Source organism: Pseudomonas sp. JV449 (genome assembly GCF_032424295.1).
Lineage (GTDB): Bacteria > Pseudomonadota > Gammaproteobacteria > Pseudomonadales > Pseudomonadaceae > Aquipseudomonas > Aquipseudomonas marginalis.
In genome coordinates this window covers 38,377-60,704 of record NZ_VYKD01000015.1, presented here as the reverse complement: position 1 = coordinate 60,704, position 22,328 = coordinate 38,377, and the positions used below count along the sequence as shown (strand labels likewise).

Genomic DNA, 22,328 nt, shown 5'->3' with positions numbered 1-22,328 from the left:
AAGGCTCTTCCTTATCAAAGAGAGGATTTGCGACGGTTATACACACCGCCGAGCAAACCGGTAAGGCAACCGATAACCAGGCCGCCGACATGGGCAGCGTTGGCGATTTCGCCGAAGCCGATCATCGACACCAGCCCCGACAGGCACAACACCAGCCACACCAGCATCATCACCAGCACCCCACGGGGCAAGCGATAGGCCGGGTTGGGCGAGAGCAGTTGAAAGATCCAGCAATGCCCGAGCAGGCCATACAACACGCCGGACAAGCCACCGAACAGGCCGGGACCACCGTAGGCATATTGCGCGTAGTTGGAGACCAGGCTGAACAACAGGGTCAGGCCCAGCAGGTTGATGCTGCCCTGGCGCACTTCGATACGCCGGCCCAGCTCCCAGTACCACATGCCGTTCATGGCCAGGTGCAGGATGCCGAAGTGGATCAGCATCGGCGTAAACAGCCGCCACCATTGGCCGGAAGCCAACATGTCGGCGAACGGCGTGAACTGGATGTACTCGCCCATCACCCGGAACGGCAGGAAGGTCAGCCAGCTCATGGCCTGCAGGTTTTCCCCGAGCAAGGTCACGGCGCCGACGATGATGCTCGCCAGCAGCACCAGCGCCGTGACCGGGCTATGGCGCACTTGCTGGACAAAGCCCGGACGTGTGACCGGCGCCTGTTCGGGAATATCCAGTTGCTGGTCCGGGTCACCGGCGGGAAAGCGCTGGTACAGCACGCGCACGTCATCGCTGAGGGTCTCGGGCACCCACAGCACCTGCTCGCCGGCTTCTTCGCTGACGCGATGGGGCACTTGCATGCGTTGCAGCAGTTTCACGAAACCGCCCAGGTCGACGCTCAACGGCAAGCGCAATACGGGCACGGCACTCATACAGTCACCTCGGGTCGCTCAACGTCAACCCATACGAATTTACGCGGATCCAGGCGGGTTTCCTGGTCCAGGCGGTACGCCACCAGCTTGCCGTACAGCACTGCGCTGTAGTCCAGGCACGCCAGGTTCGGGCGGATCGGCGCCGGTTTGCCGCTGCGCCAGTAATGGCCGACGAACAGCAAGGGTTCGTCGGCGCCGTAGCGCAGCAGGGAATTCTTTTCATGGGGCGACAATGGCGTGCGCGCCACCGGCTCCGGCAGTGCGTCGGGCTGGAACACAATGTCGCCGTAGGTCTTCGGGTCGTCCTCCCAGAACTTGGTGCGGAAGAACGAGCGCGTCAGGCCATCGCCACCGGTCAGCGTCAGGCCGTCCGGCAAGCGCATATCGGTGCCGCGCAACAGGCGGTCGAAGGCGTTGCAGGCAAAACTGCCGGGCACGGCGGCGGCCTGCAGGAAGTGCCGGTCGATGCAGCCATCCGGGAACGTCGCGCGCAGCGGCTGGATAAAGCCGTCGTCCCAGCACGCATGCACCACGCGGAAACGCCCGGCATCGACAAACAGCGGCATGTCGTAGAACCAGGCGAGGAAGTCGTGCCAGTCGGCCGGGTGCTGCTCGAACTGGGTCAGGGTCTCGTGGATCAGCCGCTCATGCCGTGGGGTGTGCTCGCGCACGAACTGCCTGCCACTGCCCGGCGGCGCCGGTGTGGCCCAACCCAGGGCATTGAACTCGTGGTTGCCCATGATGCACAGCGCCTGGCCGGCCTCGGCCATGTCGTGGACGATATGCAGCGCCTCGCGAATGCGTGGGCCACGGTCGATGATATCGCCGAGGAACACCGCCATGCGCGAAGGATGGCGCCAGGTGCCGCCCTGCTTGTGGTAACCCATCTGGTCGAGCAAGTGCTCAAGGGTATGAGCGCAACCGTGCACGTCACCAATCAGGTCGTAGCTACGCGCGGGATCGAGCATCAGTCGCCTCCACCCCCCAAGCGGCTGCCCCAGCCCAACTTGGTGCGGCACACTTCGTAGTAGTTGTGATCCAGCGGGTGGATCAAGCGCAACTTCTGTGCCTTCTTGCTCACGGTGATGGTGTCACCGGGGGCGCAGGTGAAATGGTTCTGCCCGTCGCAGGAGACTTGCGGGTAGATCTGCATGTCTTTGGACACCACGATTTTCAGCTCACTGTTGCCATCGACCACAATCGGCCGGCTGGACAACATATGGGGGTACATCGGCACGATCACAATGGCATCGAGCTTGGGATGCATGATCGGGCCACCGGCCGACAGCGCGTAGGCGGTGGAGCCGGTGGGCGTGGCGACGATCAGGCCGTCGGCCTTCTGGCTGCACACGAACTGGCCGTCGATATACAGCTCGAATTCGATCATCCGCGTGGATTTGCCCGGGTGCAGCACCACGTCATTGAGCGCATCGCCCTGGCCGATGGCTTCGCCGTGGCGGCGCACTTCGGCCTGCAGCAGGAAGCGGTTTTCCACCAGGTAATGGCCGTCGAGCACCTTGGCCACTTCGACTTCCAGCTCATCGGGGCGGATATCGGTGAGAAACCCCAGGCTGCCACGGTTGATCCCCAGCACCGGCACGTTATGCCGCGCCAGGGCCCGGGCCGCGCCGAGCAGGCTGCCGTCGCCGCCGACCACGATGACCATGTCGCAGACTTCGCCGAGCATCTTGCGCGAGGAGGTTTGCAGGCCGTGGCCGGGGAGGATTTCGGCGATGGTGTCTTCGAGGATCACATGCAGGTGGCGTTCCAGCAGGAATTTTTTCAGCCGGCGGACGGTGTCCAACACCTGGGTACTGCCCAGGCGACCGATAATGCCGATATTGCGAAAGTGCTCCATGGGGCTCCTGCGGGATTGGGGGTGGGGCAAAAAAGAAACGATTATGGGCGAAAGGCCGGCTCAGGCAAAATCCTTTGTCGCCGTGAAGCCTTGATGACAACGGTTCTCAGCCCCCTGCGCAACGGTTAAAAGGCTATGCTCGGACCATGACTGTGTTCCCGGATTTGCACAACCTGCCCCGCCAGCTGCGCCACCCCGAGGTGCGCGACCTGGCGTGGGTGATGCTTGCCCCGCCGATGCTCGCGCAGACACCGTGGCCGCAGCGCCACCCGCTGGCGGGCAGCGACTGGGTGCAGGCGCCCGACCGTCTTGAACACTGGCTACGCGCACTCGACCAGGACAGCCGCGCCTTGCAGCACTGGTTGAGCCTGTCACGCACCCGGCGCCTGGGCCTGTACTACGAACGCCTGTGGCAGTTCGCCGTGCAGCATGCGCCGGGGGTGGAGTTGCTCGCCGCCAACCTGCCGATCCGCCGCGCCGGGCACACACTGGGCGAACTGGACATGCTGCTGCGCGACCGCAATGGCGTGCATCACCTGGAACTGGCGATCAAACTCTACCTGGGCCCGCAGGACGGCAACGGCCAGGACACCGCGCAATGGCTGGGCCCAGGCTGCCACGATCGGCTGGACCGCAAGCTGGCGCACCTGGCCCAGCATCAACTGCCGATCTCGGCGCGCGCAGAAAGCCGCGAGGTGTTGGCAGCCCTGGATATTCAGCAGTTTGATGCGCACCTGTGGCTCGGCGGGTATTTGCTCTATCCCTGGCCTGGGCTGGCCGAACCGCCCCAAGGCGCACACCCGCAGCATCTGCGCGGGCGCTGGTTGCATCAGCGGGACTGGCGGGATTTTGTCAGCGCCAGTGCGCCAGGCCGCTGGCAACCGTTGCCCCGGCACGCGTGGCTGGCGCCGGCGCATTACCCGGCGGATGAAGTGTGGAGTGAAGAACAGATGCGGGCCTGGCTGGCAGACCTTGATCCGATGGCGCCTGCGCAGCTGCTGGTGCGCATGGTGCAGAACGGCGCGGATTGGGAGGAAGCCGAGCGCTTGTTCCTGGTGGCGGATCTTTGGCCGAATGTGCCGGGGGCTGGTTGATAGAGTGTGTGGTGTATGTGAGGGCCTCATCGGGGCAAGCCCCCGATGGCTGTGGTACCGCCACTACAACTCATCGATATGCCGATAATCCAACTGCAACCCCACCGCCAGCTCCTGGGCCCGCCCCAACCTGATCGGCCCGCGCTCGATATCCACCAGCAACCCCGCACACGCCAGTAACGGCAACCCGGTAATGTCCTTCAGCCGCCCATCCGTAATCACCAGTACACGCTGCTGCTCGGCCGGATAACGCTTGCGCCGCGCCACCAGCCAATGCCCGGCCTCGGTCAGCGCCGCCAGCAACGGCGTACCACCGCCCGCGCCCAACTGATCCAGCCAGCCCGCCAGGCCTTTCGCAGCTTTCAACCCCTGTACCTGCCACTTCGGCGCCTGGCCGCTGGCGGTCAACAACGCTATGCGCGCCCGTTGCCGGTAAGCATTGTCAAACAGCTGGGCGAGCAAGCCCTTGGCGTCGGTTAATGCACGATGCCGCCGCGTGGACGCCGACGCATCCACGATCACCAGCCACAACTCATGGGCCGAGCGGCTGCGCAGGTGGTAGCGCAGGTCTCCACGGGAGTGCGGCCGGCCGCCGAGCAAGGTGCCCGGCCAGTTGATCGAACCCAGCTGTGCGCTGCGTGCCTTGCCCTGCCTGCCGTTGTCCAGTCGCCCCGCCTTGGGCCGGGCATCCGCCCCCGCGTCAGGTCGGGGGCGAATGCCTAGGGCTTTTTTGGCCAGGTGGGCACGTCTCGGCGCGTGCCAGTAGGCAGGGCCGGTGCGGGCATATCGCCCCATTGGCCTTGGCCGGGCGAGGTGTCCGAGGGTGTCGGCGCCTGCCCTGGCTTGGGTGGACTGGCCGGTGGGGATTGCGCCTGGCGACGGTGGCGCAAGGCGAATTCCGCCACCGCTTCGATGTCTTCTTCGGCAATGGTATCCGCGCCCCGCCACGCCGCATGGGCCCGGGCGCCGCGCAGCCAGACCAGGTCGGCGCGCAAGCCGTCGACACCGGCGGCAAAGCAACGCTCGGTGATCTGCGCCAGGGCCTGATCATCCAGCTCGATACTGTCCAGCCGCGCCCGCGCCTGGGTGCAGCGCTCGCGTAACGCCGCCTGCTGCCCGGCCCACTGGGTGCAGAACGCGGCGGGGTCACTGTCGAAATCCAGGCGCCGCCGGATGATCTGCCCGCGCTCGGCCGGCAGCGTCTGCCCGCTCAGCGCCACGTTAAAACCGAAGCGATCCAGCAACTGCGGGCGCAACTCGCCCTCCTCCGGGTTCATGGTGCCGATCAGCACAAAGCGCGCCGAATGGCGATGGGAAATGCCGTCGCGTTCGATCAGGTTGGTGCCGCTGGCGGCGACGTCGAGCAACAGGTCCACCAGGTGATCGGGCAGCAGGTTGACTTCATCCACATACAACACGCCGCCGTCGGCCTTGGCCAGCACCCCAGGGGAAAACTGCGCGCGGCCTTCGCTCAGCGCGGCATCCAGGTCCAGGGTCCCCACCAGGCGCTCTTCAGTGGCGCCCAACGGCAAGGTGACGAATTGGCCGCTGGCCAGCAGATCCGCCAGACCACGGGCCAGGGTGGATTTGGCCATGCCACGCGGGCCTTCGATCAGCACGCCGCCGATCTTCGGGTCGATGGCGGTCAGGCACAGCGCCAGTTTCAGGTCGTCGGCAGCGACCACGGCGGACAGTGGGAAATGGGGAATATCGGTCATCCGTTCTCTCTTTAAATTCTGCTGTACAAGTAATCACCCGGTCATGAACAAGCTACTTGTGGTGAGCGGGCTTGCCCCGCTCACCACAACAAGCCCGCCAGCCACAACAAGCCGCATCTCGCGTTCTAGCTGTCTTCTTCTATATCCAGCAACAGGTTTTCCAACGCCTCGCGATACGCCCCCGGTTCCTGCCACAAACCGCGCTGCTGGGCTTCGAGCATGCGCTCGGTCATATCACGCAGCGCTGCGGGGTTGTGCTGCTGCGCAAAGGCCCGGGTGTCAGGGTCCAGCAGGTAGGCGTCGGCGAGCAATGCATATTGATGATCGTCGATCAGCGCCGTGGTGGCGTCGAAGGCGAACAGATTGTCCACGGTCGCGGCCATTTCAAACGCACCTTTATAGCCGTGGCGCTTCACGCCGTCGATCCACTTGGGGTTGGCGGCGCGGGAACGGATCACCCGGTTCAGCTCTTCCTTCAAGGTGCGAATCCTCGGCAGGTCCGGCTGGCTATGGTCGCCGTGATAGCTGGCGGCCTTGTCGCCGCTCAGGGTTTCCACGGCGGCGAGCATGCCGCCCTGGAATTGGTAGTAGTCGTTGGAGTCGAGCAGGTCGTGCTCGCGGTTATCCTGGTTCTGCAACACCGCCTGCACCTGGCTCAGGCGCTGGGCAAACTGTGCGCGAGCAGCGGTGCCTTCGTCGGAGCCGCCATAGGCGTAGCCGCCCCAATTCAGGTAGACCTCAGCCAGGTCCTCGCGGCTTTGCCACAGGCGCCCGTCAATGGCGCCCTGCACGCCCGCGCCGTAGGCACCGGGCTTAGCCCCGAAGATACGCCAGCCGGCCTGTTTCGCTGCGGCCTCTGCATCCAGGCCGGAGGCCAGCAACGCCGCGCGCTCACTGCGCACCTTGGCGGCCAGCGGGTTCATGTCGTCCGGCTCATCCAGGGCCGCCACCGCCTGTACCGCCGCGTCGAACAGGCGGATCAGGTTGGCGAAGGCATCGCGGAAAAACCCGGACACGCGCAAGGTGACGTCCACGCGCGGGCGGTCCAGCAGGCTGATCGGCAGGATTTCAAAGTCATCCACCCGTTGACTGCCGGTGGCCCACACCGGCCGCACGCCCATCAGCGCCATGGCCTGGGCAATGTCGTCGCCACCGGTGCGCATGGTGGCCGTGCCCCACACCGACAGGCCGAGCTGGCGCAGGTGATCGCCGTGGTCCTGCAGGTGCCGCTCAAGTATCAGGTTGGCGGACTGGAAGCCGATGCGCCACGCGGTGGTCGTCGGCAGGTTACGCACATCGACGGTGAAGAAATTGCGCCCGGTCGGCAGCACATCCAGGCGCCCCCGGCTCGGCGCACCGCTTGGGCCGGCCGGAACAAAGCGCCCGCCGAGGGCCTCCAGCAAGCCGTGCATTTCCGCCGGGCCGCAGGCATCCAGGCGTGGCGCCACGACGATGCGCAGGCTTTCGATCACCGCCTTCACCTCTTCCCAGCCGGGCTCTTCCAGCTGTTCCAGCGGCCCTTCCAACGCCTGCTCGATCATTCGCGCCGCATACAACTCCAAGCGCTCGCGGGTATCCCCGGCGGTGCGCCACTGCTGCCCATCGATCTTCTGCAACACTGCCGGGCGTCGCCCGGTCCAAGGCTCGGCCAGGGCACAGTCCAGCGGGTCAAAACCCAGCGCGAACGCCTTGGCCAACACGCGCAGCAGGCTCGATTGCGGGCCACGGCCGTCTCCACGCGGGATGCGCAGCAAGGCCAGCAAGGTGTCGATGCGCAAGCGGCCCACGGGGGATTCGCCAAAGATGTGCAGGCCGTCGCGGATCTGCGACTCCTTCAAGTCGCACAGGTAGGTGTCGAGGCGTGGCAGCCAGATAGCGGCATCGGCGTCGCCATCCAGCTCAAGCTCCTGGTCGATGCGGGTTTCGCGCACCAGCTTGAGGATGTCTTTTTGCAGCTCGCGGGCCCGGCGTGGGTCGAGCAGTTGGGCTTCGTAGTATTCGTCCGCCAACAGCTCAAGGTCCCGCAGCGGCCCGTAGGTTTCGGCGCGGGTCAGCGGCGGCATCAGGTGGTCGATGATCACCGCCTGGGTGCGCCGCTTGGCCTGGGCGCCCTCGCCCGGGTCGTTGACGATAAACGGGTAGATGTTCGGCAGCGGTCCCAGCAGCGCATCCGGCCAGCAGTTTTCCGAGAGCCCCACGCCCTTGCCCGGCAGCCATTCGAGGTTGCCGTGCTTGCCCACATGGATCACGCCATGGGCGCCGTAGGTGTGGCGCAACCAGAAGTAGAACGCCAGGTAGCCATGGGGCGGCACCAGGTCCGGGTCGTGATACACCGCGCTGGCATCCACCTGGTAACCCCGGGCCGGCTGGATACCGACGAAGGTCTGGCCCAGGCGCAGGCCGGCAATCATCAGGCGGCCGTCACGGAACATTGGATCGTTGTGCGGCGCGCCCCATCGCTCCAGCACCGCCTGGCGGTTGGATTCAGGCAAACGCTTGAACATCGCCTCGTAGTCGTCCAGGCCGAGGCTTTGATGACAGGGGCGCAGGTCGAGGCTGTCGAGGTCGTTGGTGACGCCGCCGAGCAGGTCATGGATCAGTGCAGTGCCGCTCTCAGGCAGTTGATCCGGCACCGGATAGCCTTCGGCCTGCAGGGCACGCAGGATATTCAGCGCGGCGGCCGGGGTGTCCAGGCCCACACCATTGCCGATACGGCCGTCGCGGGTCGGGTAGTTGGCAAGGATCAGGGCGATGCGTTTATCCTCATTCGGTACCCGTGCCAGCTCGACCCAACGGCGCGCCAGCTCGGCGACGAAATCCATGCGTTCGGGCGCTGCGCGGTAGCACACCACGTCCGACTGGCTGCGCTCGCTGCGCCAGGCCAGATCCTTGAAGCTGATCGGACGGCTGATAATGCGCCCGTCCAGCTCCGGCAAGGCAATGTGCATCGCCAAGTCGCGCGGGCCAAGACCTTGCTCGCTGGCCTGCCAGCCCGGCTGGTTATCCTGGGCGCAGATCGCCTGGATCACCGGGATATTGCGACGAAACGGACGCAGATGCGGGGCTTCGGGGCTGGATTGGGCAAAACCGGTGGTGTTCAGGATCACCGCCGCGCCGACCTCATCCAGCAGGTCCTCGACCACCGCCAGGCAGCCGGGTTCTTTCAAACTGGCCACCGCCATCGGCAACGGGTTAAGGCCCGCCGCCTGCAAGCGCTGGCAGAACACATCGATAAAACCGGTATTGGCCGCCTGCAGGTGCGAGCGGTAGAACAGCACCGCCGCCACGGGCCAATCCGCGTGCCAATCGGTCTGCCAGTCATTGAGGCGAGGGTTGGCTTTGTGCGGGTGATAGATCGCGGTGCGCGGCAAGGTCTGCGGCTCGGCCCACGGGTAATCGCGGTCCAAGTAGCCGCTGGCCAGGCAGCGGAAAAAATCCAGCGCGTTAGCGAGCCCGCCCTGGCGCAGGAAGTGCCACAGGCGGTCGCGCTGTTCGGCACTCACCGTGCTCAGGCCGCTGAGTTCCGGGTCCGGGCGGTCATCCCCCGGCACCAGGATAAGCGTAACGCCGCGCTCGGCCAGCTCAACCAGGCGCTCGATGCCGTAGCGCCAATAACCGATGCCGCCGTGCAGGGAAATCAGGATGACCTTGGCGTGGCGCAGCACCTCGTCGACATACAAATCGACCGAAGCGTGGTTCTGCACCTGCATCGGGTTGGCCAGGCGCAGGCTGGGGTAATCCTCGGGCAACTGCTGGGCCGCTTCGGCCAGCAGCGCCAGGCTGGAATCGCCGCTGCACAGGATCACCAGTTCGGCGGGGGTTTGGCCAAGGTCGGCAATATTGTCGTCCGCGACGAAACCACCGGGCTGAGTCCTGAGCAGGTGCATGGGTTAAACGCTGAGGGCAGCGCGCAGTTGCACTTCGAGGCCCGCCGCGTCCAGCGCCTGGCCGATCAGCACCAGCCGTGTGATGCGCGCTTCGTCGGCGCCCCAGGCACGGTCGAAGTGCTTGTCGAAACGCGTACCCACACCCTGGATCAGCAGGCGCATCGGCTTGTTCGGGATGGCGGCGAAGCCTTTGACCCGCAGGATACCGTGCTGAACCACCAACTGGTTCAGGGCGTCGAGCAGCAGCGCTTCGTCGGCTTGGGGCAGGTCGATGGAGATGGAATCGAAGGCGTCGTGATCATGCTCGTCTTCACCTTCGTGGTGATGATCGTGGTGGCTATGGCGAGCGTCGATATGTTCTTCGGAACCCGCGCCCAGGCCGATCAATACGTCCAACGGCAGGCGACCGCTGCTGGCTTCGATGATCTTCACCGCCGGCGGCAGCTCTTCGGCGACTTCCAGGCGCACACGGGCCAGGTCTTCGGCGCTGATCAGGTCGGATTTGTTGAGGATCACCAGGTCGGCGCTGGCCAGTTGGTCGGCAAACAGCTCGTGCAGCGGCGATTCGTGGTCCAGGTTCGGGTCGAGTTTGCGCTGGGCATCGACCTGATCCGGGAACGCGGCGAACGTGCCGGCGGCCACGGCCGGGCTGTCGACCACGGTGATGACCGCATCAACCGTGCAGGCGCTGCGGATTTCCGGCCACTGGAAGGCCTGCACCAAGGGTTTTGGCAGGGCCAGGCCCGAGGTTTCGATAAGGATATGGTCGAGGTCGCCACGACGGGCGACCAGTTCGCGCATCACCGGGAAGAACTCCTCCTGCACGGTGCAGCACAGGCAGCCGTTGGCCAGCTCGTACACACGGCCGTTGGCCTCTTCTTCGGTGCAGCCGATGGAGCACTGCTTGAGGATCTCACCGTCGATGCCCAACTCGCCGAACTCGTTGACGATTACCGCAATGCGACGGCCCTGGGCGTTGTCGAGCATATGGCGCAGCAAGGTGGTCTTGCCCGAGCCAAGGAAGCCGGTAACGATGGTGACGGGGAGTTTGGCCAGTGTTTTCATCGGATGCCCTTTGGGGCGGGCATACGGGACGATAGGCACTGCGGCGGCGCGCAGAAGCGGATTTCGTCACCGGATCACCCCGCCCGGTTGAATTGGAAAATCGGTGGCGAGGCAGGTCTCCTGGCTTGGGGCTTGCGGGTCTTGCGACCGGCGCCGACTGCGCCTTCCCGCCGCAGTGGCAGTGGCGTGGCAGTCAGATAAACCCTTCACAGTTGCGGGGGCAGCCGCGGCTTGGACCGCGTTCCCTTCTTAGCTTCGGCCTGGGCCGAAGAACCTCGAGGGTGCAAGGCTACAGGGGCTCGCCGCATTTGACTACCGTCCCCGGCCCATGCTCTCCTACACATCTTGTTTCGGGTGCCCTTCACAGGGTGAAACGGGAAACCGGTGAGTCATGGCGTCATGACAAGTCCGGTGCTGCCCCCGCAACGGTAAGCGAGTGAAGCGTCAGATCCACTGTGCCTGTACGGCATGGGAAGGCGACGCTTTATAGACCCAGTGTCCCTCGCAAGCCCGGAGACCGGCCCGAATAACATCGAATAACAAACCCGCGGTGGGCGGGCGCTGTTAACACCCTGCGTGCCTGGCTCGCGGAGTTTGCATGCGCTCGTGTCACCTTGACACCTGAAAGGGACGCGCCATGTCGATCATCAGCAGCACCTCGCACACCGCCAGCAGCTCCGCCACCCTCAGCCAACGCCTGACCGCCGCCATCGGTGCGTCGATCCTCGGCGCGTGCCTGGTGTACTTCGCCGGTTTCTCGCACATCGAGGCGGTGCACAACGCTGCCCACGATACCCGCCACAGCGCCGCGTTCCCGTGCCACTGAGGCCTGCCGACATGATCAAGCGTATTGCGCAAACCGCAGGGTTCACCGGCCTGCTGGCCGCCCTGCTGCTGACCCTGCTGCAAAGCTTCTGGGTCGCTCCGCTGATTCTGCAGGCGGAAACCTTTGAAAAGGCCCCGGCCGCGACTGAAGTGGCCCATGAGCACGCCGCTGGCGCCGCCGCACACACCCACGACGCCGAAGCCTGGGAGCCGGAAGACGGCTGGCAGCGCGTGCTGTCGACCACCGGCGGCAACCTGGTGGTGGCCGTCGGCTTCGCCCTGATGCTGGCCGGCCTCTACACCCTGCGCGCACCGACCCGCACGACCCAAGGCTTGCTGTGGGGCCTGGCCGGTTACGCGACCTTTGTGCTGGCGCCCACCCTGGGCCTGCCACCGGAGCTGCCGGGCACTGCCGCCGCTGACCTGGCGCAACGGCAGATCTGGTGGATCGGCACCGCTGCCTCCACGGCGGCCGGGATTGCGCTGATCGTGTTTGGTCGCAACTGGCTGCTGAAAGTCCTGGGCGTGGCGATCCTGGTGGTGCCGCATGTGATCGGTGCACCGCAGCCGGAAACCCATTCGATGCTGGCGCCGGAAGCCCTCGAAGCGCAGTTCAAGATCGCTTCGCAGTTGACCAACGTGGCGTTCTGGCTGGCCCTTGGCCTGATCAGTGCCTGGTTGTTCCGCCGCAACCGCGACGATCAATACTCGGCATGACCCTGGTGGTCGGCCTGGGTTGCCAGCGGGGTTGTGATGTCGACACCCTGCTGGCGCTGTTCGACAGCGCCCTCGCCGCAGGCGGGATCGAGCGTCAGCGTGTCAGCGCGCTGGCCAGTATTGACCGCAGGCAGGATGAGCCCGGATTACTCGCCCTGGCCCGGTTGCTCAACCTGCCGTTGCAGTGTTTCAGCGCCGGGCAACTGACGGCTTATGAAGCCAGGCTGAGTCACAGGTCCACGGTCGCCTTCGCCCATACCGGCTGTTACGGCATCGCCGAAAGTGCCGCCCTGGCCCTGGCCGAACAGCTCTGCGGCGGCCCTGCCCGTTTGCTGATCACCCGCCAGAAAAACGCCCAGGCCACCTTTGCATTGGCCGGCGCCGGCTAAAATCCCGATAATCGCCCATCCCGATCATGAGCAATCTTCATGCTCGCCCGTTTTTCCACAGGAATCCTCCATGACCGTCTACTTCATCGGCGCCGGCCCCGGCGATCCGGAATTGATCACCGTCAAAGGCCAACGCCTGATCCGCAGTTGCCCGGTGATCATCTATGCCGGCTCGCTGGTGCCGGCGGCGGTGCTGGAGGGTCATCAGGCGCAACAGGTGGTCAACAGCGCCGAACTGCACCTGGAACAGATCATCGAACTGATCAAGACCGCCCACGCCAACGGCCAGGATGTGGCCCGCGTGCACTCCGGCGACCCGAGCCTGTATGGCGCGATTGGCGAGCAGATCCGTTACCTGCGCGAGTTGGGCATCCCCTTCCAGATCATTCCCGGCGTCACCGCAGTGGCCGCCTGCGCAGCGTTGCTGGAGACCGAACTGACCTTGCCGGACATCGCCCAAAGCGTGATCCTGACCCGCTACGCCGATAAAACCCGCATGCCGGCCGGGGAAGACTTCGACAGCCTGGCCCGGCATGGCACCACCATGGCGATTCATCTGGGGGTCAACCATTTGGAGAAGATCGTCGCCGAACTGCTGCCGCACTACGGAGCAGACTGCCCGATTGCCGTGGTACACCGGGCGACATGGCCGGATCAGGATTGGGCCGTCGGCACGCTCAGCGATATTGCCCACAAAGTCGCCGCCAAGGGCTTTCGGCGTACGGCGTTGATTGTGGTAGGTCGGGTACTGGCGAGTGATAGTTTCAGTGAGTCGTCGTTGTATCGGGCAGGGCATGCGCACCTTTATCGACCTTGATGATTTACTTCAAAAAATCAAAGCAATCCATTGATTTAAATGACTAAACACAGAACAAAATGTGGGAGGGGGCTTGCCCCCCCGATGGCCATAGGTATCTACACAACTCTTAAAGGCTGACACATAACTCTGTGGTGAGCGTGCTTGTCGAATCGTCGCACCGCCCGCGCCGGGTTGCGAAGCGGCCCCAATAAGGTCACCGCAGAGTGCCAGAATCAATCGAGGTGAAGGTTTTGGGGCTGCTTCGCAACCCAGCGCGGGGCAAGCCCGCTCACCACAGAAGCCTAATTGCCATAGATTCCGTATTCACTGGAAGTTGTGTAGATACCCATGCCCCGATGGCGGTGTGTCAGCTTCCTCATGAGACGGCTGAGGCACCGCTATCGGGAGCAAGCCCCCTCCCACACTTAATCCTACTTGTTAGATAGATGGCATAACTGTTTGAATTTTAATAATAAAAAACGACGCTCACGGGCGCCGTTTTTTGTTCGCAGTGAACACCTTACTCAGTAGTAGGCGTTTTCTTTCTGCGTGTGGTCTGTCACGTCACGGACGCCCTTGAGCTCCGGAATACGCTCGAGCAAGGTCCGCTCGATGCCCTCGCGCAGGGTCACGTCTGCCTGGCCGCAGCCCTGGCAGCCGCCGCCGAACTTCAATACGGCAATGCCGTCTTCGACGACGTCGATCAGGCTGACCTGACCACCGTGGCTCGCGAGCCCAGGGTTGATCTCGGTTTGCAGATAATAGTTGATGCGCTCGTTGACCGGGCTGTCGGCGTTGACGTTCGGCACCTTGGCGTTGGGCGCCTTGATGGTCAATTGGCCGCCCATGCGGTCGGTGGCGTAGTCGACCACGGCATCGTCCAGGAAGGCTTCGCTGAAGTTGTCGATATACGCGGTGAAGCTTTTCAGCCCCAGGGCGGTGTCTTCAGGTTTCTCTTCACCGGGCTTGCAGTAGGCGATGCACGTCTCGGCGTACTGGGTGCCAGGCTGGGTGATAAAGACGCGGATGCCGATACCCGGGGTGTTCTGCTTGGACAGCAGGTCAGCCAGGTAATCGTGGGCGGCGTCGGTAATGGTTATGGCAGTCATGGAAACTCCTCACAGGCTTGCCGGCAGTTTACGCCAAAATATTACGCAGGTACAAAGTCCGAGTAATTTTGTCGGAAAAGACGCTGACCTCTGTCAGAGGTTTTCATAACGGTTCATATCCAGCACCCCCTCTTCCACCGGCGTCGTCTCGCGGATGTACTGGGACAAATCGTGGAAATACTGCCAGAACAACGGGTGGCTGCGGCGCACGCCCCAGCGGTCGACAATTTTCTCAAAGCGATTGGCGTCCTTGGCCCGCTCCATTTCGGCGACGAATTCGGGCACTTCCTGGGCAGGGATGTTGAACATGAAGTTCGGGTAACTGCTGAGCACTCCAGGGTAAAGGGTCAGTGTGTCCAGGCCCGGCTGATAGCGATAAGCCTCGCCCAGCAGAAATGCCACGTTACTGTGAGCGCGATTGCGCAGCAGGCTGTAGACCACGCGCTTGCCGCTGGCGGTTTCGACGCGCAGCATCGTCGCTTCGGGTAACTGGTCAATCACCTTGAGCCCCGCCGCCGGGCGTGAAGTCAGGCGGCTGAGCGCCTGTTCGGCGTCCTGCAGCGCCGGGTCGATACCGTCGCGCGAACAAAACGCGCCCCCGCAACGGTTGATCGGATCCGGGCTGGCATTCAGGTCACCGTAGCGGGCAAGCAACTGGTTGGCGAAGTCGCGCTTGGGGTCCTTTTTATCCAGGTGCAAGGCAGTAGGCGTGTCGTCGTCGATGGCTTCGTAATCCAGCCACAGCTTGATCTTGCCGCTGTTCTGGTACCAATCATCCATAAACGCATCGCGGCTATCGGCCGGCATCAGGCGCAGGAAGTTCTGCTCGGCACCGTTGCGGATCAGGTCGAAGTACAGCCGGGTCTGGGCCTGGTGCGATACGTTGCCGAACACATCGAAATTGACCACCAGTTGGTAATAGGTGCGCTCGAGCAACGGATAGTCGAACAACCACAGTGTCTGCGGGACTTCACCAATCAGGCCCTTATTGACCGAGGCGCTGTCGAAGTGGCGGAAGATGCTTAACAGGGCATTGTCATTGCCGGCCCACAGGGTCGACCAACTGGGTGCCGGCAACTCGGCATAGCTGTCTCGCCGCAGGGCTTCGTACTGGTTGCGCTTATCGCGGTATTCGAGCCACAGGCTGAGCACACTGCCCACATCGTCATTCTGCCCTGGCATCGCCAGCAACGGCGTGACCTGGCCGCGATAGCGCGCATCGGTGACGTACAGGTCGTGGTCGGGCGCCTGGAACAACGCCCAGAAATTGTCGCGGATCACGTCCGTGGCAATTTGCCCGCGGCACACCGGCCCGCGAATAAACGTGCGCACAAAGTATTCGGCGTTATCCAGCATGAACTGGTAACGCGCCTGGGCCGGAATCGCCTCGAAAGTCTCGAAAGGGTTGGCCCGCCGGCCGGGGCCGTAGCCGGGCAAGGCGCTGACCTGCCAGTCGCCGCTGTAGAACAGGGCTTTGATCCGCGCCATTTTCTCCGCGCTGAGGGGGTAGGTGATGTGGGTCTTGTGGACGATCACCCCTTCCACGGGCCACAGGCGGTAGTACACACGGGTGCCGGGATCGTCATTGGGGCGGCGGGTATTGATCAGGTCAATCGGCTGGCCGCTGGGGGTACGCGAGCGCACCCACTGGAAGAAATGCCCAGGCTCACCGTCTTCGAAATACAGATGCGCAATGAACAGATGCTCGAACAACCAGCGGGCCACCAGGCTTTCCCGCGCGCCGGGGGCGTTGAGCAGGTTCTCCCATTGCAGCACCTGTGCGGCTTCCCGGGCGCTGGGGGCCACGCCTTGCTGGTCAATCGGTGCACCAGAGGCCAGCCAGCGTTGCAGGGTCTGGTACTGCTGGTCACTCAGGCCGGTGACCGCCAACGGCATGCCCTCCTTGGGATGGGCACCGGCATAGGCGTTGAACTCGCCGGGTGTGGCGCACATGTTTTCGCGGTTCAGGCCCAATACGATCTCTTCGGGCAGCCTGGCATTGGGCTTCAGCGCTGCGGTATGCCCCAGCTCCAGCATGCGCGCCATCAGCGCCGCCTGGCTGCCCTGGGCGTCGAGTACCGAATAAAAACCCTTCTGCTGCCACGCCTGCTTGCCGAAGGCGTCATAGAACAAGCGCGTGGTGGGTGTGGCCTGGCTGCGCTCGCCGTCGTAGACCGGCACTTTGGTCGCACCGCGCGCCGCGCCCTCGGCACTGCCCAGGTTGAGCTGGCACGCGGAGTCATAGCACGCATGGCAGGCCACGCACTTCTCGGTGAAGATCGGCTGGATGTCGCGGGTATACGAGATCGCCTGGGGGGGACCTTCTGCCAGAGCGCTACTGGCTATCAATGCCAGGACGGCACTGACGATAAGACGAAGTGACATGTATCCGGTCCCGATTCAAGGCGTGCGGTTTAAAGTGGCGGTGATTCTACCGGGCCATGCCCCCGCTCAACATGAGCGATATTCATGCAAAACCCGGACATACCGCAAATCCGCACAGGTTTGTTATGATCCACGCCCTCCGTAATGCCTGACCAGAGTAGTCCCATGTCCGATCGTAGCGCTCGTCTGCAAGCCCTTCACCACGCCCTCAAGGAACGCATCCTGATCCTCGACGGCGGCATGGGCACGATGATCCAGAGCTATAAACTGGAAGAACAAGACTACCGCGGCAAACGCTTCGCCGACTGGCCGAGCGACGTCAAGGGCAACAACGACCTGCTGGTGCTCACCCGCCCGGACGTGATCGGCGGGATCGAGAAGGCCTACCTGGATGCCGGAGCCGACATCCTCGAAACCAACACCTTCAACGCCACCCGTATCTCCATGGCCGACTACGGCATGGAAGAACTGGCCTATGAACTGAACGTCGAAGGCGCACGCCTGGCGCGCAGGATCGCCGATGCCAAGACCGCCGAGAACCCGGCCAAGCCGCGTTTCGTCGCCGGCGTCCTCGGCCCGACCAGCCGCACCTGCTCGCTGTCGCCCGATGTGAACAACCCCGGCTACCGCAACGTCACCTTCGATGAACTGGTGGAGAACTACACCGAGGCCACCCAAGGCCTGATCGAGGGCGGTGCCGACCTGATCCTGATCGAGACTATCTTCGACACCCTCAACGCCAAGGCCGCGATCTTCGCCGTGCAGGGTGTGTTCGAAGCGCTCGGTATCGAATTGCCGATCATGATCTCCGGCACCATCACCGACGCCTCCGGCCGTACCCTCTCGGGCCAGACCACTGAAGCCTTCTGGAACTCGGTCGCCCACGCCAAGCCGATTTCCGTGGGCCTGAACTGCGCCCTCGGCGCCAGCGAGCTGCGCCCGTACCTGGAAGAGCTGTCCAACAAAGCCAATACCCATGTGTCCGCGCACCCCAACGCCGGCCTGCCCAATGAATTCGGCGAGTACGACGAATTGCCGTCGGAAACCGCCAAGGTCATCGAAGAGTTCGCCCAGAGCGGCTTCCTCAATATCGTCGGCGGCTGCTGCGGCACCACCCCGGGCCATATCGAAGCCATCGCCAAGGCCGTGGCCGGCTACGCGCCGCGCACCATCCCGGACATCCCCAAGGCCTGTCGCCTGTCGGGCCTGGAGCCGTTCACCATTGATCGCAGCTCGTTGTTCGTCAACGTCGGCGAGCGCACCAACATCACCGGTTCTGCGCGTTTCGCCCGCCTGATCCGCGAGGACAACTACACCGAAGCCCTGGAAGTCGCCCTGCAACAGGTGGAAGCCGGCGCCCAGGTGATCGACATCAACATGGACGAGGGCATGCTCGATTCGAAGAAGGCCATGGTGACCTTCCTCAATCTGATTGCCGGCGAGCCGGACATCTCCCGCGTACCGATCATGATCGACTCCTCCAAGTGGGAAGTGATCGAAGCCGGCCTCAAGTGCATCCAGGGCAAGGGCATCGTCAACTCCATCAGCATGAAGGAAGGGGTCGAGCAGTTCATTCACCACGCCAAGCTGTGCAAGCGCTACGGCGCCGCCGTGGTGGTGATGGCGTTCGACGAAGCCGGCCAGGCCGACACCGAAGCGCGCAAGAAGGAAATCTGCAAGCGCTCCTACGACATCCTGGTCAATGAAGTCGGCTTCCCGCCGGAAGACATCATCTTCGACCCGAACATCTTCGCGGTCGCCACCGGCATCGAAGAGCACAACAACTACGCCGTCGATTTCATCAACGCCTGCGCCTATATTCGCGACGAGCTGCCGTATGCGCTGACCTCCGGTGGCGTGTCCAACGTGTCGTTCTCGTTCCGTGGCAACAACCCGGTGCGTGAGGCGATCCACTCGGTGTTCCTGCTGTATGCGATCCGCAACGGCCTGACCATGGGTATCGTCAACGCCGGCCAGTTGGAGATCTATGACCAGATCCCGGCCGAGCTGCGCGATGCCGTGGAAGATGTAGTCCTCAACCGCACCCCGGAAGGCACCGACGCCCTCCTCGCCATTGCCGACAAGTACAAGGGCGACGGCAGCGTAAAAGAAGCCGAGACCGAAGAATGGCGCGGCTGGCCGGTCAACAAGCGCCTGGAACACGCGCTGGTCAAGGGCATCACCACCCATATCGTCGAAGACACCGAAGAATCGCGGCTGTCGTTCGCCCGCCCTATCGAAGTGATCGAAGGCCCGCTGATGTCCGGCATGAACATCGTTGGCGACCTGTTCGGCGCCGGCAAGATGTTCCTGCCCCAGGTGGTGAAATCCGCCCGCGTGATGAAGCAGGCCGTGGCCCACTTGATCCCGTTCATCGAGCTGGAAAAAGGCGACAAGCCGGAAGCCAAGGGCAAGATCCTGATGGCCACGGTGAAGGGCGACGTGCACGACATCGGCAAGAACATCGTCGGCGTGGTACTCGGCTGCAACGGCTATGACATCGTCGACCTCGGCGTAATGGTGCCGGCCGAGAAGATCCTGCAGGTGGCCAAGGAGCAGAAGTGCGACATTATCGGGCTGTCCGGCCTGATCACGCCGTCCCTGGACGAGATGGTGCATGTGGCCCGCGAGATGCAGCGCCAGGATTTCCACCTGCCGCTGATGATCGGCGGTGCGACCACCTCCAAGGCGCACACGGCGGTGAAGATCGAGCCCAAGTACAGCAACGACGCGGTGATCTACGTCACCGACGCCTCCCGTGCGGTGGGCGTGGCCACGCAGCTGCTGTCCAAGGAATTGAAGGCCGGCTTCGTCGAGAAGACCCGCCTGGAATACATCGACGTGCGTGAGCGCACCTCCAACCGCAGTGCGCGCACCGAACGCCTGAGCTACCCGGCGGCCATCGCCAAGAAGCCGCAGTTCGACTGGAGCACCTACGCGCCGGTCAAGCCAACCTTCACCGGTTCCAGGGTGCTGGACAATATCGACCTCAACGTCCTGGCCGAGTACATCGACTGGACCCCGTTCTTTATCTCCTGGGACCTGGCCGGCAAGTTCCCGCGCATCCTGACCGATGAAGTGGTGGGTGAAGCCGCCACCGCGCTGTACGCCGACGCCCAGGAAATGCTCAGGAAACTGATCGACGAAAAACTCATCAGCGCCCGTGCGGTGTTCGGTTTCTGGCCGACCAACCAGGTGCAGGACGATGACCTGGAAGTCTACGGCGAAGACGGCCAGCCGATTGCCAGGCTGCACCACCTGCGCCAGCAGATCATCAAGACCGACGGCAAGCCGAACTTCTCCCTGGCCGACTTCGTCGCTCCAAAAGACAGCGGCGTGACCGACTACATCGGTGGCTTCATCACCACCGCCGGCATCGGCGCCGAAGAAGTGGCCAAGGCCTACCAGGACGCGGGTGACGACTACAACTCGATCATGGTCAAGGCCCTGGCCGACCGCCTGGCCGAGGCCTGTGCCGAGTGGCTGCACCAGCAGGTGCGCAAGGAACACTGGGGCTACGCCAAGGACGAGCAACTGGACAACGAGGCGCTGATCAAGGAGCAGTACAGCGGCATCCGCCCTGCCCCCGGCTACCCGGCGTGCCCGGACCACACCGAGAAAGCCCAGTTGTTCCAACTGCTCGACCCCGAGGCCCGCGAAATGCAGGCTGGGCGCAGCGGCGTGTTCCTCACCGAGCACTATGCGATGTTCCCGGCGGCGGCGGTCAGCGGCTGGTACTTCGCCCACCCGCAGGCGCAGTACTTTGCCGTGGGCAAGGTCGACAAGGATCAGGTGACCAGCTACTCCGCGCGCAAGGGCCAGGACCTGGCCGTGACCGAGCGCTGGCTGGCGCCGAACCTGGGCTACGACAACTAAGCCGGCCTGGATTGTCTATGCTGTCCCTCACACACCTTGTGTCGAGGGACGTATGGACGATCCAGTCAACAACAAGCCGCCGACCTTCTGGCAGATGCTCCACAGCGTCATGGCCGCTGCGTTTGGCGTGCAGAGCGGCAAGAATCGCGCCCGCGACTTCACCCACGGCAAGCCCAGCCACTTCGTGATCCTGGGCATTCTGTTCACAGCAGTATTCGCCTTGACGCTGTTCGGCATCGTCAAACTGGTGCTGCACCTGGCCGGCGTCTAGCGCAGCAGCAGGTGCAGGCTGAACGGGTAACGATAGGACACGGGCTTGTCCTGGGCGGACAACGCGCGGAAATTCACCGACGGTGTCGGCCCCAACAAGCGCCGCGCCTGGCCGGCATCGATCAATTGGAATAGCGCCAACTGCCGGTCGCGTCCGCCATAGGCGCCAATGTCCAGGCCCTTGGCATCGTCATGGACCAACACCATGGCCCAGCCGCCCACGGTGAAATGCCCGGCGACCAGGGACGACAAGCGTCCATCCAGGCGTGCCTGCAGGATCTCCGGCGAGCTGTTGACCGCGCTGAACAGCACGTCCCTGCCCGGTAACCGCCCACTGCCCTGCAGCGCCTGCATGGCGCCCAGCGCCATCTGATCGTTGGCCGACCACACCAGCGCCGTCTGCGGGTAGCGCTTGAACAGTTGCGTCGCTTGTTCGAAGGCGCGTTCGCGGTTCCATTCGCCGTAGACCAACTGACGCAGGCGCACCTCGGGATGCTCGGCCAGCGCCCGACGCATGCCGCGCTCACGCAATTGCGCCCCCGGGGTGGACTTGGTCCCGGAAAACGCCAACAGGTCGAGGGGCTCGCCCGGCGCAACCGGACCGTGCTGGCGCAACAGATCACGGAGCATCAGGTAGCCAGCCTGTTCATCGTCAGCCACCAGGCTGCCGATCAAACGGATGCCACGGCGGGTTCCCAGCAATTGCGCCTGATCGGATGTCAGCGCGCTGTTCACCAGCAGCAGCTTGACGCCACTGCCCTCGGCCATGCGCAGGATCTGCGGTGCAACGTACTGCTCATTCACCAGCACCAGGTAATCGGGCCGCTGGCTGCCTTGCAGCACCTCACGCGCCTGAGCCAGCGTGTTGCCGGCATCACGCTCGCCATAACGCACGCGCAAGTCCAGGCCGAGGTCCTTGGCGGCGGCCTGCATGAATTGCGCGTAGCTGACCCAGAAGGTTTCCGTCGACATGCCCGGGTTGAGAAACACCACCGACGTTGCATGAGCCATCACCCCATACGTCGATCCCAGCAACCAGACACACGTAATCAACACCTTCAACATGGATGCTTGAGCCTCGAAAATAGGCCGCCATGATAGTGGCAATGCCTGAACCAATCGAGGCTCAATCAACGTCCTTTATTGGTGGCTGACCCAGAAAACGGCCGTTCCCACCACCAGAATGATCAGGAACAGAATGGCCCAGGCATCAACGGTACTGTCAGGTTTACGGGCTTTGGTCGGATTGCTCATTGCATCGCCTCTTGTCGGTTTTATAGGTGATTGCACTCAAACACGATCACAGTAAAGTTCACGATTGCCCGCATGACAAATGTGGGTATCGCGATAACCTTTCTCATTAGTCATTTTGGTTATGTGCATATACTCAAACATCACTTTTGCGCATAAACGCAAACTGGTATCGTGCGCCGGCTCCGTTGGGAGTGCGCG

Annotated in this window: 17 protein-coding genes and 2 riboswitches; of the genes, 7 read left to right on the top strand and 10 right to left on the bottom strand. The window is 63.5% G+C overall.

All coding sequences use genetic code 11. The annotated features are described in order from the left end of the window. Window positions 1-14: 14 nt before the first annotated feature. The 3 genes from F6S08_RS14220 to F6S08_RS14210 are packed head-to-tail and all read right to left on the bottom strand — an operon-like array spanning window position 15 to window position 2,742. Entirely contained in the window at window positions 15-884 is an 870-nt protein-coding gene (locus tag F6S08_RS14220) for a rhomboid family intramembrane serine protease (protein ID WP_065927898.1), read from the bottom strand. Then, entirely contained in the window at window positions 881-1,855 is a 975-nt protein-coding gene (locus F6S08_RS14215) for a metallophosphoesterase (protein ID WP_161985732.1), read from the bottom strand. The genes F6S08_RS14220 and F6S08_RS14215 overlap by 4 nt, the downstream gene beginning before the upstream one ends. Next, window positions 1,852-2,742 carry an NAD(+) kinase gene (locus F6S08_RS14210; protein ID WP_003190745.1) on the bottom strand — a complete coding sequence of 297 codons (891 nt, stop codon included), beginning with the start codon at window positions 2,740-2,742 and terminating at the stop codon, window positions 1,852-1,854. Before F6S08_RS14210 ends, F6S08_RS14215 begins: the two co-directional genes overlap by 4 nt. A gap of 146 nt (window positions 2,743-2,888) precedes the next feature. On the opposite strand from F6S08_RS14210, the gene F6S08_RS14205 reads away from it, so the two are divergent. Continuing rightward, window positions 2,889-3,836, top strand: coding sequence for a DUF1853 family protein (locus tag F6S08_RS14205; RefSeq protein ID WP_074846412.1), 948 nt, complete (start codon window positions 2,889-2,891; stop codon window positions 3,834-3,836). Between the two features lie 63 nt (window positions 3,837-3,899). Here F6S08_RS14205 and F6S08_RS14200 read toward each other — a convergent pair whose 3' ends face one another. The 4 genes from F6S08_RS14200 to cobW all read right to left on the bottom strand — a co-directional run bounded on the left by F6S08_RS14200 (window position 3,900) and on the right by cobW (window position 10,506). Next, window positions 3,900-4,502 (bottom strand): vWA domain-containing protein, encoded by a 603-nt coding sequence (locus F6S08_RS14200; RefSeq protein WP_137212488.1) that lies wholly within the window; start codon window positions 4,500-4,502, stop codon window positions 3,900-3,902. A 53-nt stretch (window positions 4,503-4,555) separates the two neighbouring features. Then, window positions 4,556-5,554, bottom strand: coding sequence for an ATP-binding protein (locus tag F6S08_RS14195; RefSeq protein WP_065947748.1), 999 nt, complete (start codon window positions 5,552-5,554; stop codon window positions 4,556-4,558). Between the two features lie 125 nt (window positions 5,555-5,679). Then, complete coding sequence (cobN, locus tag F6S08_RS14190) at window positions 5,680-9,441, bottom strand: cobaltochelatase subunit CobN (RefSeq protein WP_315871766.1); 3,762 nt, start codon at window positions 9,439-9,441, stop codon at window positions 5,680-5,682. A 3-nt stretch (window positions 9,442-9,444) separates the two neighbouring features. Next, a complete protein-coding gene (gene cobW / locus F6S08_RS14185; protein WP_065927903.1) occupies window positions 9,445-10,506 on the bottom strand; it encodes a cobalamin biosynthesis protein CobW in 1,062 nt (353 codons plus the stop codon). Window positions 10,507-10,598: 92 nt separating this feature from the next. Beyond that, window positions 10,599-10,799, bottom strand: a riboswitch (cobalamin riboswitch). A gap of 42 nt (window positions 10,800-10,841) precedes the next feature. After that, window positions 10,842-11,047, top strand: a riboswitch (cobalamin riboswitch). Window positions 11,048-11,143: 96 nt separating this feature from the next. Here cobW and F6S08_RS14180 point away from each other — a divergent pair. The 4 genes from F6S08_RS14180 to cobM all read left to right on the top strand — a co-directional run bounded on the left by F6S08_RS14180 (window position 11,144) and on the right by cobM (window position 13,254). Next, window positions 11,144-11,332, top strand: coding sequence for a CbtB-domain containing protein (locus F6S08_RS14180; RefSeq protein ID WP_027606475.1), 189 nt, complete (start codon window positions 11,144-11,146; stop codon window positions 11,330-11,332). An 11-nt stretch (window positions 11,333-11,343) separates the two neighbouring features. After that, the gene (locus F6S08_RS14175) at window positions 11,344-12,048 is read left to right on the top strand and encodes a CbtA family protein (RefSeq protein ID WP_065927904.1); all 705 of its coding nucleotides are present in this window, start codon (window positions 11,344-11,346) and stop codon (window positions 12,046-12,048) included. Next, window positions 12,045-12,437 (top strand): cobalamin biosynthesis protein, encoded by a 393-nt coding sequence (locus F6S08_RS14170; RefSeq protein WP_315871765.1) that lies wholly within the window; start codon window positions 12,045-12,047, stop codon window positions 12,435-12,437. Before F6S08_RS14175 ends, F6S08_RS14170 begins: the two co-directional genes overlap by 4 nt. A gap of 70 nt (window positions 12,438-12,507) precedes the next feature. Continuing rightward, window positions 12,508-13,254, top strand: a complete 747-nt coding sequence (gene cobM / locus F6S08_RS14165; RefSeq protein WP_315871764.1) for a precorrin-4 C(11)-methyltransferase — start codon at window positions 12,508-12,510, stop codon at window positions 13,252-13,254. Between the two features lie 506 nt (window positions 13,255-13,760). Here the strand turns inward: cobM and nfuA are convergent. Together nfuA and F6S08_RS14155 are read right to left on the bottom strand one after the other, a co-directional pair. Continuing rightward, entirely contained in the window at window positions 13,761-14,345 is a 585-nt protein-coding gene (gene nfuA / locus F6S08_RS14160) for a Fe-S biogenesis protein NfuA (protein ID WP_017136914.1), read from the bottom strand. 93 nt (window positions 14,346-14,438) lie between these two features. Beyond that, window positions 14,439-16,730: a fatty acid cis/trans isomerase gene (locus F6S08_RS14155; protein ID WP_315871763.1), complete on the bottom strand. Its 2,292-nt coding sequence runs from the start codon at window positions 16,728-16,730 to the stop codon at window positions 14,439-14,441. A 165-nt stretch (window positions 16,731-16,895) separates the two neighbouring features. Between F6S08_RS14155 and metH the strand changes: the two genes are divergently transcribed. Together metH and F6S08_RS14145 are read left to right on the top strand one after the other, a co-directional pair. Then, a complete protein-coding gene (gene metH / locus F6S08_RS14150) occupies window positions 16,896-20,606 on the top strand; it encodes a methionine synthase (protein WP_315871762.1) in 3,711 nt (1,236 codons plus the stop codon). 52 nt (window positions 20,607-20,658) lie between these two features. After that, window positions 20,659-20,877, top strand: a complete 219-nt coding sequence (locus F6S08_RS14145; RefSeq protein ID WP_027606482.1) for a DUF2970 domain-containing protein — start codon at window positions 20,659-20,661, stop codon at window positions 20,875-20,877. Here F6S08_RS14145 and F6S08_RS14140 read toward each other — a convergent pair. Further along, window positions 20,874-21,941, bottom strand: a complete 1,068-nt coding sequence (locus F6S08_RS14140) for an ABC transporter substrate-binding protein (protein ID WP_065927909.1) — start codon at window positions 21,939-21,941, stop codon at window positions 20,874-20,876. The genes F6S08_RS14145 and F6S08_RS14140 overlap by 4 nt on opposite strands. Window positions 21,942-22,328: the final 387 nt, after the last annotated feature.

Excerpts from the sequence above, each read along its gene's own strand:
- F6S08_RS14220 (WP_065927898.1), bottom strand. The coding sequence starts at position 884 with ATGAGTGCCGTGCCCGTATTGCGCTTGCCGTTGAGCGTCGACCTGGGC.
- F6S08_RS14210 (WP_003190745.1), bottom strand. The coding sequence starts at position 2,742 with ATGGAGCACTTTCGCAATATCGGCATTATCGGTCGCCTGGGCAGTACC.
- F6S08_RS14205 (WP_074846412.1), top strand. The coding sequence starts at position 2,889 with ATGACTGTGTTCCCGGATTTGCACAACCTGCCCCGCCAGCTGCGCCAC.
- F6S08_RS14195 (WP_065947748.1), bottom strand. The coding sequence starts at position 5,554 with ATGACCGATATTCCCCATTTCCCACTGTCCGCCGTGGTCGCTGCCGAC.
- cobN (WP_315871766.1), bottom strand. The coding sequence starts at position 9,441 with ATGCACCTGCTCAGGACTCAGCCCGGTGGTTTCGTCGCGGACGACAAT.
- cobW (WP_065927903.1), bottom strand. The coding sequence starts at position 10,506 with ATGAAAACACTGGCCAAACTCCCCGTCACCATCGTTACCGGCTTCCTT.
- F6S08_RS14180 (WP_027606475.1), top strand. The coding sequence starts at position 11,144 with ATGTCGATCATCAGCAGCACCTCGCACACCGCCAGCAGCTCCGCCACC.
- F6S08_RS14175 (WP_065927904.1), top strand. The coding sequence starts at position 11,344 with ATGATCAAGCGTATTGCGCAAACCGCAGGGTTCACCGGCCTGCTGGCC.
- F6S08_RS14170 (WP_315871765.1), top strand. The coding sequence starts at position 12,045 with ATGACCCTGGTGGTCGGCCTGGGTTGCCAGCGGGGTTGTGATGTCGAC.
- cobM (WP_315871764.1), top strand. The coding sequence starts at position 12,508 with ATGACCGTCTACTTCATCGGCGCCGGCCCCGGCGATCCGGAATTGATC.
- nfuA (WP_017136914.1), bottom strand. The coding sequence starts at position 14,345 with ATGACTGCCATAACCATTACCGACGCCGCCCACGATTACCTGGCTGAC.
- F6S08_RS14155 (WP_315871763.1), bottom strand. The coding sequence starts at position 16,730 with ATGTCACTTCGTCTTATCGTCAGTGCCGTCCTGGCATTGATAGCCAGT.
- metH (WP_315871762.1), top strand. The coding sequence starts at position 16,896 with ATGTCCGATCGTAGCGCTCGTCTGCAAGCCCTTCACCACGCCCTCAAG.
- F6S08_RS14145 (WP_027606482.1), top strand. The coding sequence starts at position 20,659 with ATGGACGATCCAGTCAACAACAAGCCGCCGACCTTCTGGCAGATGCTC.
- F6S08_RS14140 (WP_065927909.1), bottom strand. The coding sequence starts at position 21,941 with ATGTTGAAGGTGTTGATTACGTGTGTCTGGTTGCTGGGATCGACGTAT.